This window comes from Paenibacillus lacisediminis (assembly GCF_046567315.2).
In genome coordinates this window covers 169,397-188,178 of sequence record NZ_JBKIAX020000001.1, presented here as the reverse complement: position 1 = coordinate 188,178, position 18,782 = coordinate 169,397, and the positions used below count along the sequence as shown (strand labels likewise).

Genomic DNA, 18,782 nt, shown 5'->3' with positions numbered 1-18,782 from the left:
ATTTTGCATTTTTCCGTTAAAGTGGTACCATAGATATGAGTTCTGATTATTTGTGTTTATATCCTCATTATATTGATTTCAAGACGTAATTTATTTAGTGAAAAAAGTTATTTTTTATCTTATTCCGTGATTTTGTGAGCAAGGAGGTTCTTCCCTTGAGTGAAAATCGCTCTTTATCGGCAAAAACGCGCACCGCCCCCTTCTCAGCTTGGTCGCCCAACATTCATTACGCCCAATTTCAAACCCTCCCCCCATGCCGGTTTCCCGTAAGGAGGTTGTACGATTTCGAGCTGCTGTATGTCTGCCATGGCCAAATGGCCACAACCATGAACGGGCAGCGCTACCTGCTTTCGGCCGGTCAGCTCATTTTCCTGCCATGCGGGGTCTACCATCAAAACGAGATTGTTTCCGCGCCTGAAGCCAAGCTGATGGGCATTCACTTTGATTTTTTCAGCGATGTTACGATTCAAAAGGAGGAGGATCTGCTAATCCCCGAGGAAGGAATGGTGCGGGACAAGCTCGCCGCCGAGGCCGTGACAGAAACGGATAGAGGGCTGGCCTTTTCCGCGGATCCCGTCTATTCGCCGTCCGTGGAGTGCGTTCAGGCGATGGAGCAGCTTATCCATGAATTTGCCAGGCGTTCTCTGGGGTATGAGCTGGTATGCAAAGGGTTGATGTTGGAGATTTTGGCGCAATTGCTGCGTTCCCAAATGTCCCGCCGGATCGCCGGGGTTTCGGAGCACGGGGAGCGCATCAAACGCCTGGCGGAACGTATCGACGCCGCTCCTGCGGAGGACTGGTCGGGCAGACGGATTGCCGCTGAGCTGCAAATGAGCGTGGATCACGCCGCAAAACTGTTCCGGCAAATCATCGGCCTACCTCCCGGGGAGTTTCTGCGCACCGTCCGGCATCGCGAGGCATGCAGGCTGCTTCGGGATACGGATTGGACGATTGAAGAAGTAGGGGCTCAGGTGGGGTATTCCGATATTCATTATTTCAGCCGTTTATTTAACGCAAACGAGGGAATCTCGCCGCGCGCTTACCGCAAGCTTTCCCGGATTCTCTAACGTACGGATTTGGCGCAAAGCGAAAAAAGGCCTTACGGCCAGCTTCATTCGCTGTTGCCGCCCGAGGACCGGCGAAGCATCATGGTGTAAGGTACGATCAGTTTGACCGGAACGGTATACCGGTTGTTCAGGTAATCCAGCAGCATTTTAACGGCAAACATGCCCATTTCCAGCTTGGGTACATGGATGGTGGATAAGGGGGGCGAGGTAAACTCGGATATTTCGATATTGTCCACACCAAAAAAAGCGATATCCTCGGGAATTTTCAGCCCCTGCTCGGCGGCCGCCCGCATCGCAGCAATCGCCATCATATCGCTGGCGGCAAAAACAGCCGTCGGCCGATCGTTATTTTTCTCAAAAGCTTGCTTCGTCAGCTCATAGCTTAATGAAACATCCCACTTTACATCGATCACCCACTCTTCCTGGATCGGCAATCCGGCCTCCTGCATCGCGCTTTGGTAGCCGAGAAACCGTTTCTCGCTCCGGAAATCGTCATCAAGCTCCGCGCCGCCGATATAAGCGATTCGCCGGTGGCCTTGGGCAATGAGATATTGCACGGCTTCCTTCGCCGCAGCCGACCGGTCGTAGCTGACCACAGGGATATCCTTGTCCGCCAGATCGATCCCCACAATGATGCCAACGTTCGCTTTCAGCCACTTGTACGCCTCCTGCTCGATCCGTTCCACAATCAGCAAGCCGTCTAGGCGGCGCTCCTTCACCAAAGTTTGCAGCTGCTGGAGGTCGCCTTGCTTTTCTAGACTATGCACAAACTCCAGACGCATCCCGGAAGCGGCCAGTTCTTTCTCGATTCCTTCCAAAATAATCGAAAAATAAGGATTGTTATATTTGTTCTGCGGCATCGCTACAACGCAACCGACCCGGAAGCCGTGTTTGGGTTGGTGCTTTTTTGCCTTGGCGGCGCGCTGCGAATGATAGCCCATTTGCTCTGCTGTTTCCCAGATTTTTCGCCGTGTTTCCTCACTCACCGAGTGGTTGGCATCATTTTTCATTACCCTTGAAACCGTTGAGATCGACACTCCCACCTGTTCGGCTATATCTTTTAATCTCGCCATTTTTGCTGTTCCTCTCTACAATCCCGCTTCAAGTAATAAGGACATTTTATTCATGCAACTCGCAAAAAAATTGCGCAAAGTTGCGGCAAACTCATTTTATAGTTCATGTCATGATATGTCAAGTTCTTCCTGATTACTTGAGTTAGGCGGAGGCTCGGCGGTTTTAGATTGGAAAAATCCAATGAGAATGCCGATAACTAGTTTTACAAGAATACCGCCAGAGCCCATCGCTCCGGCGGTATTTCGAAGTGTATACTTTGGATAAATAACGGACATTTATGGCTCTATTCTAGATTACCTGCCACACGCCCACCAAATAGCGGTACTTTTTGTACTTATTTTCCATCTAGCCGGGGAGAACTTGCCTTTTTAGCCCCTCTCGCCAATAATAGCGGTAAAAAATTCCTCTATTTTGTCTGAACTCCCTATTTTGCCGATAATAGCGCCCTTTTTTACCGTTATTTCGCAGGCGGCCGAGGCCTCCGTAAACGAGAGCCGCGCGCCCCGCCCTCACTTGATTTGCGCCGCCAAACTCTGAAGCGCGGCGTGCAGATCGCCCTCGCCAGCCAGCGGAAGCTTCAGCGCCTGCTCGCCGTAGGTCCAGACGAGATCGGTTTTCTTCGCCGTAAATGGCGAAATAATGCCGAACTTCTGAGCGTCGAGGAAAATTTGATTCGCCTCGCCCGTGGTTTGCACATACGTATCGGCGGCCGCTTTGTTGGCGGGCAAGGAATAACCCTGCTTCGCCAGCGCAATCTGGCCCTCGGGACCCGCCAGCCAGGACAGCAGCTTATAAGCCGCCTCCTCATGTTTCGTATTCACGCTGATCGCTACGCCGGCCGGCTGCACCACCGTCTGCGCCGTTTTAAACTTGGGCAGGTAAGTTATCCCGTAATCGATGCCCGCTTCTTTGTAGTTCGTCGTATTCCAGTTGCCACCCGGGTTCATGGCCACCTTTCCTGTGGTGATGCTCAGGTTCACCTGGCCGCCAAGTCCCTCAATTTGGGCGGGGGTCGTGTTGATCTTTTTGTTTTTCGTCAGATCGATAAACAGCTCAAGCACCTCTTGCGCCTCCGGAGTGTCAAGTGCCAGCGAACCGTCCTCGTTGACAAGCTTGGCCCCGTTCGACCACAGCTCCGGCTCAAGAAACCAGTCCATCGATGAGCCCGGAGAGATCGACATGCCCCATTGGACGATGTTTTTGGCATCAAAGCCGGCCTCATCCGCGCTTTTGCCATTTTTGTCGAGGGTCATTTTCGCGGCAATGCCGATGATCTCATCCCAGGTCGGTTCAAGGGATGGGACAGCCGCACCCTGCGGGTTTGTTTTGGGATCGTCAAACAGCGCTTTGTTGTAATACCAGACAATCACGTTGCCGTCGATCGGCAGCGACACCTGCTTGTCTTTATATTTATGCAAACTCAGCAAGCTCGCATCGATATGGTTCAAATCAAACGATCCGGCGGACAGCAAACCGTCCAGTTCCTTATAGATGCCAAGCTCGGCGTATTTTTCAATGTAGGCATAGCTCGTTTTAAAAACATCGGGCAGCGTGCCGCCAGCGGCGTTCGCGGTCAACCCGTCCCAGTAGCTTCCCCAATCCTTGCCTTCCAGCTTCACGGTGATGTTCGGATTGGCCTCCATAAATTGATCAAGCAGCTCTTGCACGCGCTGCAGTTCCTCAGCCGTTCCCCATTGGGAATACGTGATCGTTACGGGCTCTCCCGCCCCATTACCAGCCGTTTGTCCGGCAGAATCCGCCTGCCCCGCCGCGGGTTTATCCGTTCCTTGGGAGCAGCCTGCCAACCCCATAACCAAAGTCAATATCAGAACCCAGCTGCCGATCAACCATCTACGTTTTGTTTTCAAGCGAAATCCCCCCTATTTGGATAGTAAGAAAAACGACTATCGACGTACTTTCAAGGAAGCCAGACCTACCTCCGGCTGAATTATCCTTTCGTTCCGGTCAGCACCACCCCCTCGACAATGTAGCGTTGGGCGAAGAGATAAAGCAGGCCGATCGGAATGATGCTGATGAAGGCTCCGGCCGCAAGCGCCGGGAAGTCCTGGCTGGTCTGCCCGATCAGCAGCTGCAGCCCCACGCTGAGCGTAAACTTGAGGTTGTCCTTGATGTAAAGGAAAGGTCCGAGGAAATCAAGCCAGGAGTTAACGAAGGCAAAAATAATCGTGGTGATAATAATCGGCTTCGATAACGGCATCATCACCCGCGCATAAACCGTCCAGCGGTTCCCGCCATCCAAATAGGTGGCTTCATCCAGTTCCAAAGGAATGGTCAGGAAAAACTGGCGAAACAAAAAGATGTAGTATGCGCTTCCAAGCCAAGCTGGAACGATGAGCGGCAACCACGTATCGATCCATCCGAGCTTGGTATACAACACATAGGACGGAATCATCATGATGGAGGGCGGAATCATCAAGGTCACGAGCACAATCGCAAACAGCTTGTCTTTGTATTTTGTCGTGAACCGCGAGAATCCGTAGGCCACAATCGAGCTTGAAAGGACGGCCCCGAGGACGACAAGAATGGAGATGGCAAAAGAGTTTTGAATCCAGCGCCACATCAGCGGCTGTACGGCAAACAACCGTTCAAAAGCTTCAAAGGTAAAATGCTCGGGCAATAAAGCGGGAGGTACCTTGTAGGTCTCCGCCTTGGTTTTCATCATCGTGGAGAGAAGCCACACCAGAGGTCCGACAAACAACAGCAACGTTGCCGAGAGCAGCAAATACTTGGATAAGATCGCAGCGAAACTGCTTTTTCGTCCATCATTCATTCGTGTTCCCCCTAATTTTCGGCTTCATAGTAAACATACCGGTTGGATAATTTCATAAGCGCAGCGGTCACCAGAGCGATCAGCACAAACAGGAAAAGCGATTGCGCCATCGCCATGCTGAACTTCAGATCGGTAAATGCGGATTTATAAATGTTGTAGACGAAAGTGTAGGAGGCATAATTCGGCCCGCCTTTGGACAGCAGCATCGCTTCCGTAAACATCTGAAAGTTGTACATCGTTTGAATAATAACCACGAACAAAATGGACGGGCTGATCATGGGCAGCGTGATCGAAAAAAATCGCCGGACGCCGCTTGCTCCGTCCAATTCGGCCGCTTCATACAGATGCCGGGGAACATTTTTTAAGGCGGCCAGGAAGATGAGCACACCGCTGCCGGAAATCCACACCTGGAGCAGGATGATGACCGGCTTGATGGTATGCTCTCCGCCAAGCCAATCGATTTTATCGGCACCAAACATACCGAGCACCGCGTTCAATATCCCAAATTCCGAGTTAAACACAAGCCGCCAGATAATCACAGTGGCCACAATCGGCACCAAAGTGGGCAAGTAATAAAACGTCCGGTACAAGGCGATTCCCTTCACCTTGAAATTCAGCAGCATCGCCAGCAGTAACATCCCGGCGCAGACGATCGGAACCCCGATAATCACAAAAAACATCGTATTAAACAAGCTTTTGCTGAAGATGGGATCGCTCAGCATTTCGACGAAGTTGCCGAGGCCGATAAATTGATAATTGACCGCACCGGGCAGCTTCGCATCCGTAAAGGCGTAGAAGATCGAGGTGCCGAACGGAACCAGAAAAAAGACGGTAAACCCGATGATCCAGGGCAGGATAAAAAGAAAGAAGACCAATGTGTCATATTTGCGTAATTGGTTCATCACGACACCCCGTGATTGGTTAATTCCTTCAAATAAACGTACCGCTCCTCGGTAATCGATTTCTCCGCGGCCAAAGCGATCAGCAACGCATTCCTTCCCACCTCGGCACTGGCAAAAGGCTGCCTGTTGCTGCGGATGCACTCCAGGAAATCAATGCGCTGAGCTTGCCCGCCGGTGTGTCCTCCCATAATGGAGTCCGAGATGACGTCGATGTCGAGGTGATCTCGGGTGGAATTCTCCCCGCCGGCGATATCGATCGTTTTGTCGTTTTTCACCACCATCTGCGCGCCATTGCTGCCGATCAGGCCGATTTCCAGCCCGTCTCCCAGCAAATTCATCGGCTTCAAGTAGAGGCACAGACCGAGATTGGCTTTGCTTCCATTATCGTAGTCGATCGTAATAAAGGCGTGGTCCACGACCGTCGGATTGTCGATATTTTTGGCCGGATAGTGGCTGTATGAATTGGTGATCAGATTCGGCTGCCCCTGCTTGATCATGTGCTGTCCGCCAGAAGCAAACACCCGCACCGGGTTCGCCCCAATCATCCAGTTGAAAATATCAAAGTGGTGGCAATCCTTCTCCACGATTGATCCGCCCGATTTCGTCTTATCATAAAACCAGTCCGCCGGCGGAAAAGAATCGCGGAATTCCTTGCACCACATCATTTTCACCTCGCCGAGCCGCCCCATCCCCACTTCATGCGCCAGTCTGCGGTAGACATTCGAATAGCGGTAGACCAAACCGATCTGCAGGATGCGCTGATGCTTCTCCGCCGCCGCGATGATGGCATCGCAATCTTCCAGCGTGTGCGCGACCGGCTTTTCCAGAAAAACATGCTTGCCCGCTTCCAGGAAAGCCACCGCGATCGGCCGGTGCATATAGTTCGGCACGCTGATGACGACGGCATCCAGATCTTCCTTGTCAAGAAGCTCGCGGTAATCGGAGCAGATAACCGGCTTGCTGTTATGAAGTTCCTTTAACGCCCGGGCTACGTTTCCTTCGTTCATATCGCATATGTACCGCACCTCACAGTCGTCCAGTTGGTCAAACCCCATGGCGTGGTGTGATCCCATATCGCCAACACCGATAAACCCCATTCTGATCTTCTCCATAGCAGCACACTCCTTTTTCATATTGATTTGCCGCAAATTGTTCGGTTGAATACGTGACGGTAATCTCTGTGTTTTGCTTTACAGAGGATTCAGAGTTAGCGAACGTCATCCTGAATAAAATATTGCCCCAAGAAGGCACACTGCTTAATCCCCCCCGTTGTTCTATGCACTCTTGATCCTGTAACGCAAGAAAAACCGGGTTCAGGACATACGCAAATTTCACGAAATATCATGCATATATTTGCGGCAAATTTTGTATTATTGAATTCAATTATTGCATGTTTTTTTTGTTTGTCAACGATTTTTTTGCCATTATTGTTTGCGCTTTTTTGCACAGATTCCGCAACCGACGATTATATAGGACTTCTGCATTATAGCGAAAGAATTAAATATATCCCGTGCACGCAAAAAAAGCATGCCTCTCCGACAAAGAGCGCATGCTTACGGAAAAAATCCGATATTTTGAATGATCTGACCGCCAAAAGCATGATGATTCCCGAGGATACAAGAGAGGACACCATCTGCTTACCCGCCAGCGAGGAAGCAAAGGACTGCCCAGAAATCTAACGGTTGTAACAGCGGCTATTCTCCGAAAAAAGACCTTTTCAAAATTCTTATGGTTGTGAGAGCCGTTATTTGCCTGAATCTAAGTCGCACTTCTTGACAGAATTCATGATAACATTTGCCGAATGCCCTTCTTCCGCTGCTATGGCGTCCCGCCTTCTCCATTCTTCCCCCCCAAACAAAGCCTGATCAGATCGTCCACATGGGCGGTGGCCAAGCACTCCACCGTGTCGGCGGCTCCGTAATAGATTTTTACTTCTCCGTCCTCTTCCAGCACCATGCCTCCGGGGAAAATGACATCATTGCGGAAGCCCTCTTCCGTCTCGTACGGCGCTTCAGGCGCAAGCAGCGGTGATGCGCTTAGGCCAAGAATCTTCTTCGGATTGTCGAGATCGAGCAGCATAATGCCGGCAGTATACCGCTTCTTCCAAGACGGCTCCCAGCCGTTCTTCCCTCTAGCGGGATCGATATCCACCGCATGGAACGTAGTGAGCCAGCCTTTACTCGTCTTCACGGGGGGTGCGGCCGGGCCGATCTTGTCATTGGCGAATGGCACCTGCTCCACCGCCAGCAGCAGCTCGGAACGTCCCCAATAGATCAGATCCGGCGACTCCGAGATCCAGGTGTCGAACCGGTCGACTCCGCCGCGGCTGTACACGGTGAACGGCCGTTCCAGCCGGACATAGTTGCCGCCAATTCGCTCCGGGAACAGTACCATATTTCGCAAGTCCGGCGTCGACAAGCTCAATATTTCGAAGGATTCAAAATCATCCGTCACAGCGACACCTCCCCGGATGCCGTGCTGCGTATCTACGGCAAAGCACATGTAGCAGCGGCCGTCGATGACCGTCAGACGCGGATCGTAGGCACGTACGATCTCTTCGTCGCGCAGCTTGAAGATCGGCTTCGGCCCCGCCGTCCAGTGAATGCCATCGTCGCTGAAGGCGATACCGAGATCCGTCGTATGAGACGGCTCGAGCGTCTGCTTCTCCAGCGAGCCGTAGTCGTTGCGGAATACCATACAATAGCGGCCGCCAAACTTAGCGACGCCCGCATTGAAGACAAGCGCGGCGGGATACGGCACGCGGGCCGCGTCCAGCACGGGATTGGCCGGATGACGGCGAATGAACGGGCTGGACGCAAGCGCCCCGATGATGGGCATATTCGTGGTTTTCATCTATCAACTTCCTCCTAAAAGTTTTGTGAGCGTTGCTTCCTGTATCAGCTTCGAGCAAAACTCGCTTCGGAAGCATTGGCTTAGTAGTCTTGGCGTAAGGCGCAGTCATTCCATCTTCTTCTAGACAATACGCCCGTGACCTGCGAACGGATAGTCGATCGTAATACGCCCTGCCTGACAATCGCCAATGCCGCTGTAAAGATCAGCCTTGCCGTCCGGGCGCATCACAATACCCGAAGAAAAGACGCAGTCGACCAAATACGGTGCCTTGGCAGGTCCCGGCGGGTAACAGGGACGACTTCCGATCAGATGAAGGTCAGACGACTCTCGGGTTGTTGGATCGAAGATGAAGGCCATGTTCAGGTACACCTTCACTTCCCCTCCATTCTCATCCTTATCCTGGTAGCAAATGTGTCCGATGATACCGATTTTGCCACTGTCGAGCAGATAAGCCTGATTGACGCCCCCCCATTCGCCTTCCCCGAAAATGCCGTGAATGTACGGTGCGTTCTCAATGACGTCCGCAGTCAACTCTTCCAGTCTGTCAACAACCGTGAAGCCGATCATGGATTCGCTCCCGTATTTGCCTCTCATCTCGGCGTTGCGCGGACGCGAGAAGACGCCGATCTTGCCGTCCGGCAACGGAACAAGGCGGATATCCTTCATTTTGTCAGGTCCGGTAGTGAAGTAGTACAAATTGTGGAGATCGGTACCCCGGAAGAAATAACCGAAAAATGTGCTGTATCTTCCACTCTGATATTGCACATGAGTTCCGCCCAAGACAAGCTCATCACCGATCTCACTAATGTAAGGGTCCTCCAGAGTATAGATCATGCTATCTGCCACTACGGTCCATTCATCCTGTCCCGTTTCCTCGAACAGGCGGACCCAAGAGCGGGCCCATTCCTCGCGGCGTTCTACCCGCCCGAACAAATAACGTTTCCCGTCCCGTTTAAACGGAATCGAAATATTGTAGACATCAAAACCGTCCACACCATGAAATACCAGGACTGCACTCTCATCGATCTTTTTTGTCGCTTCAAATTTAATTCTTTGCTCCTGCAGCGTCAAATTTCTCCACCCTTTCCTTTTATTTTCGACTCGTTTATTTAAGAGAAGCCTGATATTCCTGGAATTGCTTTTGGTATTCCGCAACCACCTTATCCAGACCGGCTTTCTTCATTTTTTCCAGTGCTGCCGGGAAGGCCTTATCGTATTCTTGAACACCCATATAAATCGGAGTGATGCTTGCCGCAGCTTCCGACAAAATGTTGGTGTACTCGGCTCTTACATTCGTCGGGTCAAAAATAAAGTTCGCCGCGATACTGTTGATCGCATTCGGATTTGACTCGAACAAGACTTTGTTGTTTTCGGGAATGCTATTCTCCAAGTCAAAACGCATGAAGTTTACGTTGCCGTTTTGCGAATCAGATCCCCTATATCCCGGATTGTTATTGTTATTCGGATCTTTGATCGGCTTAAAGCCCGTCTCGCCGTCCTTGGTATAGTGCTTGCCCTCGATGCCATATTGAACCAGATCATAATTCTCTTGACTTGCCAGCATCCAATCCATGAATTTGACGGCCGCTTCCGGATGCTTGCTGTTCACCGGTACGGCATTCCCGTTCTTGAAGGTGAGCGGGCGCAGATATTCTTTCTCCGGGTTAAACCAAACAACACCGATATCGTTTACAGTGGCTTCCGGATTGTACTTTTTGAGCCCGCTCAAGCTCCCGCCGGTTCCCAGGCGGACGAACCATTCACCGCTGTCGAGTTGCGCATCTACCTGCTCCTGCTTCATAACCAAGATATCCGGATTGGTAATTCCCTTTGTGTACAGCTCGCGCATGAAGGACGCATCCTTCTTGAACTCCTCGGTCTCAATCCAAGACTTGACCTCGCCGCTTTGATTCACATAGAAGAACTTATCTTTCACCGTGAACGGGAAGGTGTCATAAGTCCGGTGTAAAATGGAAGTATGCAGGAAGATCGGGTCAAAATCCGCCCGAGTGCCCAGATAAGGCTTGTTGCTTCCCTTCCAGTTCTTCATGACAACCTCCCAAGCGCTGATCAATTCGGCCGGTGTAGTCGGCTCTTCGAGATGATTCTCACGGAGAATGTCGCGACGAATGTTGAACTCTCCTTCACTGGCCATTTCAACCCAATAAGATGGAACGACATAATATTTGCCATCGATTGTAGCCCCGTTGAAAATATCTTCCGGAATATACTTCTTCAGATGTTCTCCATACTTTTCGATCGCATCCGAGATGTCCGCCAGTGCACCGCGATTATAGTAGCTGGAGAACGGCGTACGGTCCTGCATGACGTGGAACAGGTCAAAATCTTCGCCCGTGGACAGCATCAAGTTCAGCTTCTGATCCCACGCATCCCACGGAATGTAGATTTTCTCCACCTCAACGCCGACACCGTCCGCGGCCAGCTTCTCATTGACCTTTTGGAACACTTCCTTGTAGTCTTTCGGCTCCGTGCCGGGTACCAAATATTTGATTTTGACCGCCTCGGCAGGCTTGCCGCTATTCTCCGACTTCGGGACTGAAGAGTTGTCTCCCTTATCCGCAGTGCCCGCTGAATTGGAATCCTTGCCGCATCCAATCAGTGTCGAAAGGACAAGCACCGCAGCTAATAGAAATGCGCAATACTTTTTCATAAAAATATTGACCTCCTTAATTATAATGCGTGTTCAAAAAGTTGGGTTTTCAGCACCGAGAAGGTTGGATAAAGCTAGGGGCTGAGTAGCGGAACGTAGGCGAACCTACGTGAGCAACGGAAGGCCCCGGCTGAATTCAAGATTCGACGTCGAATATGCTTCTTGACCAGCTTCGTGATCAAAAGAGGACTTTTTGAACTACCTCCTATAGTGCTGTATTTATGTTAACCCCGAAGGGATTATATCAGCCTTTGACCGAACCAATAACCAAGCCTTTCACGAAGTACTTTTGCAAATACGGATAGAGGAAGACGATCGGCCCGATCGTCACGATCGCCGTCGCCATCTTGACCGATTCCGAAGGAAGCGTCATCTCGCTGGTTCCGGCCAGCATCGTCATCTCGTTCAGCATGCTGATCTCCGATTGCAGCTGCAGAAGCATAAATTGCAGCGGGTACAAATCCTTGCTGTCGACCAGCATGATCGTATTCCACCAATTGTTCCAGTAATCAAGTCCGTAGAAGAGCGCAATCGTCGCCAATACCGGCTTGCATAACGGAAGATAAATCCGGAAGGCAATCGTAATATCGCTGGCCCCGTCTATGGTCGCCGACTCTCGCAGCGAGTCGGGAACCCCGTTCATGAAATTGCGCACAAGGAAAAGGTTGAACGGGCTGAACAGCAGCGACGGAATGATCAGAGCGAGGATGTTGTCGGTCAGTCCGAGCGACCGGTTCATCAGGTACCAGGGCACAATCCCGGCGGAAAAAATCATGGTGATAAAGAAATAGAGCGCCAGCAGATTGCGGTATTTCACATTTTTGTTCGCCAGCGTATAGCCGGCCATGGCAGTAATCAGAATCGCCAGCACCGTGCCGACGATCGTGACAAAGATGGAGATGCCGTAGCTCTGCATGACCTGGGAGCCACCCGTAAAGATCAGCTTATAGGCATATAGGGAGAACTTCTCCGGGAAAAGGCTGTAGCCGTTCTTCAATATGGCATCCTCATCCGTGACCGAGATCATCAGCACCAGCAGCATCGGAAGCAAACAAAGCGCCGAATAAACCGTAATCAGAATATACATGACTGTCTTGCTGATTGAAAACGCCTTCATTTTTATCCCTCCTAAAAGTTTTGTGAGCGTTACTTCCTGAATGAGCTTCAAGCAAAACTCGCTTCGAAAGCATAGGCTTACCTTCCTTCGGCAGGCTACTGCCGGAACCGGATTTTAATACAATGCGCCGTCTTTGAAAAATTTGCGGGTAATGGCATTCGTGCCGAAGACGAGGATAAACCCGACGACGGACTGGAACAGTCCGACAGCCATTGCTTCGGAAGGGTCACCAATCTGACGCAAAGAGCGGAATACATACGTATCAATGATGTCCGTGGTCGAATACAAGGTGCCATTGTCGCCGACCAAGGCGTAGATCATCCCGAAATCGCCGTACATGATTTTGCCGACCGAGAGCAGCGTCAGTATGACCACCGTAGGCATCATCAACGGAATCGTAATGTGCATGCACATCTGCCACCGGTTGGCCCCGTCAATCTCGGCCGCTTCATACAACGTCTCATCGATCCCGGTAATGGTAGCCAGATAAATAACGGCGCTCATCCCGGCCCCCTTCCACACATGCATGACGGTAAGAATTGCCGGCCATGTCTGCGGCTCGGTGTACCAGTTGACCGCGGCAATGCCAAGCTGGTTCAGCAATTTGTTCACGATCCCCATATCCATAGAAAAAAATGCGTACAACACATAACTGATGACAATCCAGGATATGAAGTTCGGAAACAGCAACATCGATTGGCTGATCTTGACGAACAGCTTCTTGCGCAGCTCATTCAGGATCAGGGAAATCGCCAGCGCCGTCAGCGTGCCGAAAACGATAAAAAGCAAATTTAGAAAGATGGTGTTAAAGGTAACCGTAAGCGCCTTGTTCGACCGGAAGAAGAACTCGAAGTTTTTTAATCCTACCCACTCGCTATGGAATATTCCCTTTGTATAATTGAATCGTTGGAAAGCAATGAGCATATACGGATACGTCATATACCCGAAAATAAACGTATAAACCATCGCCGGAAGGACCAGCAGGTAGGACGTTCCGTTCTTACGGATATCAGAAAACATGCCGAATGCCAGTCGCTGTCTCTTTTCCAATTTCTTATCCCCCTCCTATGCAGTGAACATTTTTTGGCTGCGTTGTCGCTTGCTATAACTCTATAGCAGCGGGTAAGCGTTGCCAATTTCAAATACTGGATAACGCTTTCACGATTCGATTAAAGGGCTTTCAAATTTCCGAACTGATTTTCATTTTGACCGAAAATACAAAGAGATCGACCAAGTTTCCGGAGGAACACTTGAACACAAGTGCAGGCACAGCATGAGGAACATATCTGTTCCTACGCTGTGCCTGCTGTTATTTATATTTTATTGTTCTGTACCAAGCTCCAATATCCGCGCCAATAGGGTCACCGCTTCCGCCCGGGTCGCAGTACCGTTCGGAACGAATTTATTGTCGCCGCGGCCATTCACGATGTCCAGCTTACGAACCGCCTCAATCGCGCCTTTCGCCCACTTCGGGATGTCCTTATCGTCCGCGAAGCCGGTCGTTGCGCCTGCTTCATCAGACAGTTTAAGCGCTCTAGCGATCATCGACGCCATTTCCGCGCGGGTAATACGCGCATTCGGCCGGATGCTGCCGTCCGCGTACCCGCTCACAATGCCTGCTTCAACAGCATTCGCGATTTCTTGCTTCGCCCATCCGCCGATTTTGGCCTCGTCCGTAAACGCAGTCGCTGAACCTGCTCCTTCCAGCTTAAGCGCATTGGCCAGCATGACCGTAAATTCGGCGCGGGTAATGGCGGCATTCGGCTTGAACGTTCCATCCGGATAGCCGCTGACAAGCTTCATGCCCGCCGCGCTCAGGATGGCGTTCTTCGCCCAATGTTCCTCAATGTCTGTGTACGATGGCGCCGGCTCGTTCGGTTCGCCGCTTTCGTCCTTCTTCTCGCCTACAGCCATGACCGCAAACTTGGTGAAGTGATCCACCTCGGCCGTAATTCGATCGCCGGTCACGACGCCTCCTATTTCAGTCCATACTTTCTTTGCTTCGTCATAGTAGAAGATAGCGACTCTTTGATTGTCTCCTATGAGAGACGGATCGAACTTCATCGAGATGACGATCGGCTTCCTGAAGTTTCCTGCCATATTTTTCGTCAATTCAAACACGTTGCTGACAAGCGTTTCCTTATCGAATACGAGGTTTGCCGTACTGAGCAGCTTCTCGATCTCGATGCGCAGCTCTTGCTCCGCCGCCCCTGCGCCGATCGTAAGGATAACTTCGTTATCGAGACTGACCTCGCCGGTCCTGCCGCTCGGAATAAGGATGGTGCCGTTGGCCGATTTGATAACGGAAGTATTATTGCCATTGTCATGATCATTGTCATTGTCATTGCCTGTGCCGCTGCCCGGCGTCTCCGGTTGCGGAGCCTTCGGTGTCGCCGTTACGGCGTTGGAGAACTTGCTCTCGCCCCCCGCTCCCACGGCTTTCACTGAGAACGCGTATCGCGTGCCGTTCGTCAGACCGGTTACTGTATATGCGGTGTCCGTGACGTTCGCCTGCACTTGCACCCAATCGGCCGGATCAACCGGAGCCGCAGACCCTGCATACTTGTAAACGACATAGCGATCCGCTCCAGCCACGGCATCCCAACTCAGCGAAACTTTCCGGTCGTCCGCCGCGGCGGCAAGATGAACCGGCGCTGCCGGAACCTGCGACAATGCGGAATTCGGCGTCGCCGTCACGGCCATGGAGAAATCACTCTCGCCTCTCGTATTTACGGCTTTCACCGTGAACGCATAGCTCGTTCCGTTCGTCAATCCGGTTACCGTATATGTGGCTTCCGTTACGCTGGCTTGAACCAGCTGCCAGTTGCCCGGATCGGTCGGCGCCGCCATGCCTTCATATTGGTATACGGAATAGGTGACGCTTTCCGCCGAAGCGTCCCATCTTAAGGTTACGGATCGGTCTCCGGGCGCCGCCGTCAAATTCACAGGCGAAGCCGGAACAGATGCTTCATCCGACGATGGGATCACTTCATTCGACGGCGCGGACGAGGCCGATTCCCATTGGGCGTTCTTTGCGATCACCGTAAAAGTATACGCCGTACCGTTCGTCAGACCAGTGACGGTGATTGGGCTATCCGCACCTTCCGCCGTCGCAACAGCTTCTCCGTTTGCCCACGCGGTTACCTTATAGCCTGTAATTTCGCTTCCGCCGTTATGGATCGGCGCGGCAAAGCTCACCTCTGCGGACCCGTCATGGCCGACGGCATGCACATCGGCAGGTGCGTCCGGGGCAGTAGCAAGAGCCGAATATACTTTAAATTCCCAGAGTGAGTAGCCGTATGTTGTTCCTCTTTTCGTGCCATACATCTGAACATATCTTGCATTCACCGGTTCGAAGGAGATTCTATCGATTCCGCCGTCTCCGGTTGTGGTGCTGTAAACTGTAGTCCAATTCGTCGCGTCGTCGGAAACCTGAATTTGGTACGCCTTTCCATACGCGTCTTCCCAATGTAGAGCGACCTCCTGGATGGACCTGCTAGAGCCAAGGTCGACATAAATCCACTGCGGATCGGAATAGTTAGATCCCCAACGGGTACTAAGTGAGCCATCGACTGCATAACCGGGTCCCACGTTCGCGGCTCTGGACGAGCTTGCCGCTACCGGCTTGCCTTCTGCAAGATTGGGTGGTACTGCTTCATACACGTTAAATTCATAAAGCGAGTAGCCATTTCCGGTACCCTGCTGAACTCCTTGCATACGAACGTACCTGGCATTGACCGGACTGAAAGAAATGTCTTCGATTCCTCCTTCACCCGTCGTCGTTGAGTAAACATCCGTCCAGGTGACAGCATCGTTCGATACTTGAATTTTATAACTCTTCCCGTATGCTTTCTCCCAATTTAGCCTAACTTTATTGATCAAAAATTGATTTTGCAAATCAACATAAATCCATTCATTATCCGCATCGTTTGAACTCCAATACGAAGTTCTGTAAAGATCCGTAGCATTCAAGGCATATCGATTGTCTTTGCTGGATGAAGCGGTCGCACCTTTATCGTAAGCGAGATCGAATCCGCTGTCGTCGATGGAGGCTCCCTCATTCAAAGTCATGCTTCGGCCTGTGAACGTATCCTTGCCGAGCGTATAGCTTGTCGTGGATGTTTCTCCGTTTCGATCCAGCGTCACATTCACTGTAATCCCCGGTGTTTCGGGATTGGCGACTGAAATACGGACAGGTGCTGCGGATTCGTCAACGATAACCATGGCGGGTTTATCAACGGTGACCGTCAAACCGTCTCTCACCGTCACCGTTCCGGGTTGATAAAACAGCACTTCCGTAATTCCCAGAGAATTATGCCGGACAGCCTGGACGGACGATGTATTCGAAAGAATACTTATCGGGTTGTCGCTCGCGTAGCTGCTGACCTCTTCGGAGGTTTTGTCCGGCAATACAATGTATTGGTAGGAAGCGTTTGTGGGTTTCACGCCATGATCGAGCCAAATCGAAAAAATCGGCTTGGTCATCGCCTCCGTTGAACTTCCCGAGATGACGTCGCTCCATTTTCCGGTTTTCGTCTCCCGTTTTACTTGAAAATCCGTCGGATTCGGGAATATATAGCCGATATGATCGTTATAGGCCCAGTGTCCGCCCGTTTGCATCGTTCCGTCTGCTATCGGATTGCCATCTACGAGAACTTCGCCTATCGCCTGACTTTGGTTCAATGTCGTGTGGATCGGCGCGGTATTCGTCGAAGCGATTCCTGCACCAAGCGCCACCATTTCATCATCGAAAAAGAAGTAGCCTTTCTTTCCGCTTGTATTCAACTTGTTAAAATCAAATGCGGTGGCTCCATAACGCTCGTTTGTCACTCCGCCTACAAACGTTTTGGGATTGTTGAAATTCCCGTCTTTCGTGAGTGCGTAGGGGGCCGTCGTACCGGGAACATGGGCCCAGTCCATCAACGGGTAAATGGGTCTGTATTCGTCGCCGGTTCTCTGAATGGCAGTGGCTCCTTGCGGCGTCCAGTACAACAGGTTATATCCGCTGGGATGAATCGTTCTCCATTCGCCGCCTTTAACCGTGCTGGAGGACATCTTGACCGTAATTCCGTAGTCAGTTCGCATATGGGAGGAGACAAGCGTCTGCCATTGCGTCATATTGTTGGCGTTCAGTCCGTTGCTCGTGCTCGTGCCGATCCTGCGAATATTGTCAAGGAAACTGGCAAACTCCGCAGCCCGCTTCGGATTGGCCGCCTGCATCCATTGCATCGGATCTTCATAGAAGGTCAAAGCCGCGCTCGCATAATCCGGCCAATCAGGTCCATTCATCCCCATGCCCAGATCGGCAACATCGCCTCTCACGAGATACCTGGTGCCGTCCAACAAGTATGACGATAACGAATCAATCGCCGCCTCGCTGTACGAGAACGCGGTGCCCGAGGTAATGTAGGCCCAGAATGACATATCTCTGGCAAAGCTTCTTCCATAGCCCGTCGTATAATTCGTTTTGCCATGCATGAAAAAAGACATATCCGACTGGATTCCCGTCACCGTCGTCGTCACATTCGACAGTACGTTAAATGCATTCACGGCGTTCCGAACGATCTGGGCATCCTCCAGCAATAAGCCCCGGTACATATAATTTTGATTGTACCAGGATGAATTGGCTCCATCGACAGTGTGCGGGCTGCTGTCTAACGTGCCAATAATATTGGAGACTTGCGTTGCCGTTAAATAGCCTTCACATAGAAGCGCAATTTTTTCCAGCCTTAATTGTTTGCCGATTCCAGTCTCCCACCAGTTGGTTGAAGTCGGCTTTACCGTGAACCAATAATCCAGCGCCTTTTGAATACCACTTAACAGCGCTGCACTATGATAGTTTGGATCATTCGGGTCAGCAAACGCCTGCGCCATCGACTGCATCCGGTCTAAGGCAAGGTAGGGCGACCAACCTCTCCCATTGGCGGCGGAGGTTGTACTCGCGTAATCGACATCGCTCCAGCTTCCATCAGGGTTTTGATTGGATAAATAAGTACCTGCCTGTGATTTGAAGGTCCATTCGACCCGACCGTTCGTTCCGTCATTTATGATATCTTTGGAGATGTAAAAATCAACCATACGCTTTTTCATCATTTTCATATCAGCGAGCTCTTGAGAAGCATTCGTCTCCTCGGAAGTACTCGCCGATACGGGCGAGTATATAAATATCGATGACATCATAAAACAAACCATAGCAAGACATATCCACTTCTTTACAAACCTTTGCCTTTGGTTAGCCATTCTCATGCTCCTCCTTTGTTAAGCTCAAAAAATCGTTGATAACGCTTTCACAATAATGGATTGAAGA

12 protein-coding genes are annotated in these 18,782 nt (G+C 51.2%); 1 reads left to right on the top strand and 11 read right to left on the bottom strand.

What is annotated here, in order from left to right; translation table 11 throughout:
• The first annotated feature begins 155 nt into the window (after positions 1 to 155).
• The gene (locus ACLD72_RS00835) at positions 156 to 1,067 is read left to right on the top strand and encodes a helix-turn-helix domain-containing protein (RefSeq protein WP_458475459.1); all 912 of its coding nucleotides are present in this window, start codon (positions 156 to 158) and stop codon (positions 1,065 to 1,067) included.
• 44 nt (positions 1,068 to 1,111) lie between these two features.
• On the opposite strand, the gene ACLD72_RS00830 is transcribed toward ACLD72_RS00835, so the two are convergent.
• The 11 genes from ACLD72_RS00830 to ACLD72_RS00780 form a co-directional block, all read right to left on the bottom strand.
• Positions 1,112 to 2,140 carry a LacI family DNA-binding transcriptional regulator gene (locus ACLD72_RS00830; protein WP_410995111.1) on the bottom strand — a complete coding sequence of 343 codons (1,029 nt, stop codon included), beginning with the start codon at positions 2,138 to 2,140 and terminating at the stop codon, positions 1,112 to 1,114.
• A 510-nt stretch (positions 2,141 to 2,650) separates the two neighbouring features.
• Positions 2,651 to 4,009: an ABC transporter substrate-binding protein gene (locus ACLD72_RS00825; protein ID WP_410995112.1), complete on the bottom strand. Its 1,359-nt coding sequence runs from the start codon at positions 4,007 to 4,009 to the stop codon at positions 2,651 to 2,653.
• 80 nt (positions 4,010 to 4,089) lie between these two features.
• Positions 4,090 to 4,932 (bottom strand): carbohydrate ABC transporter permease, encoded by an 843-nt coding sequence (locus ACLD72_RS00820; protein ID WP_410995113.1) that lies wholly within the window; start codon positions 4,930 to 4,932, stop codon positions 4,090 to 4,092.
• Between the two features lie 11 nt (positions 4,933 to 4,943).
• A complete protein-coding gene (locus tag ACLD72_RS00815) occupies positions 4,944 to 5,834 on the bottom strand; it encodes a carbohydrate ABC transporter permease (protein ID WP_155620213.1) in 891 nt (296 codons plus the stop codon).
• Positions 5,834 to 6,946 (bottom strand): Gfo/Idh/MocA family protein, encoded by a 1,113-nt coding sequence (locus ACLD72_RS00810; protein WP_410995114.1) that lies wholly within the window; start codon positions 6,944 to 6,946, stop codon positions 5,834 to 5,836. The genes ACLD72_RS00815 and ACLD72_RS00810 overlap by 1 nt, the downstream gene beginning before the upstream one ends.
• A gap of 706 nt (positions 6,947 to 7,652) precedes the next feature.
• On the bottom strand, positions 7,653 to 8,687 hold the full coding sequence (locus ACLD72_RS00805) for a glycoside hydrolase family 130 protein (RefSeq protein ID WP_410995115.1): 1,035 nt from the start codon (positions 8,685 to 8,687) through the stop codon (positions 7,653 to 7,655).
• A 120-nt stretch (positions 8,688 to 8,807) separates the two neighbouring features.
• Positions 8,808 to 9,758: an MTP-1 family protein gene (locus ACLD72_RS00800; protein ID WP_410995116.1), complete on the bottom strand. Its 951-nt coding sequence runs from the start codon at positions 9,756 to 9,758 to the stop codon at positions 8,808 to 8,810.
• Positions 9,759 to 9,792: 34 nt separating this feature from the next.
• Positions 9,793 to 11,358, bottom strand: a complete 1,566-nt coding sequence (locus ACLD72_RS00795) for an extracellular solute-binding protein (RefSeq protein WP_410995117.1) — start codon at positions 11,356 to 11,358, stop codon at positions 9,793 to 9,795.
• Positions 11,359 to 11,602: 244 nt separating this feature from the next.
• Positions 11,603 to 12,475, bottom strand: coding sequence for a carbohydrate ABC transporter permease (locus tag ACLD72_RS00790; RefSeq protein ID WP_410995118.1), 873 nt, complete (start codon positions 12,473 to 12,475; stop codon positions 11,603 to 11,605).
• Positions 12,476 to 12,589: 114 nt separating this feature from the next.
• Entirely contained in the window at positions 12,590 to 13,525 is a 936-nt protein-coding gene (locus ACLD72_RS00785; protein ID WP_410995119.1) for an ABC transporter permease, read from the bottom strand.
• Between the two features lie 270 nt (positions 13,526 to 13,795).
• A complete protein-coding gene (locus ACLD72_RS00780; protein ID WP_458475458.1) occupies positions 13,796 to 18,565 on the bottom strand; it encodes a polysaccharide lyase family 8 super-sandwich domain-containing protein in 4,770 nt (1,589 codons plus the stop codon).
• Between the last annotated feature and the right edge of the window lie 217 nt (positions 18,566 to 18,782).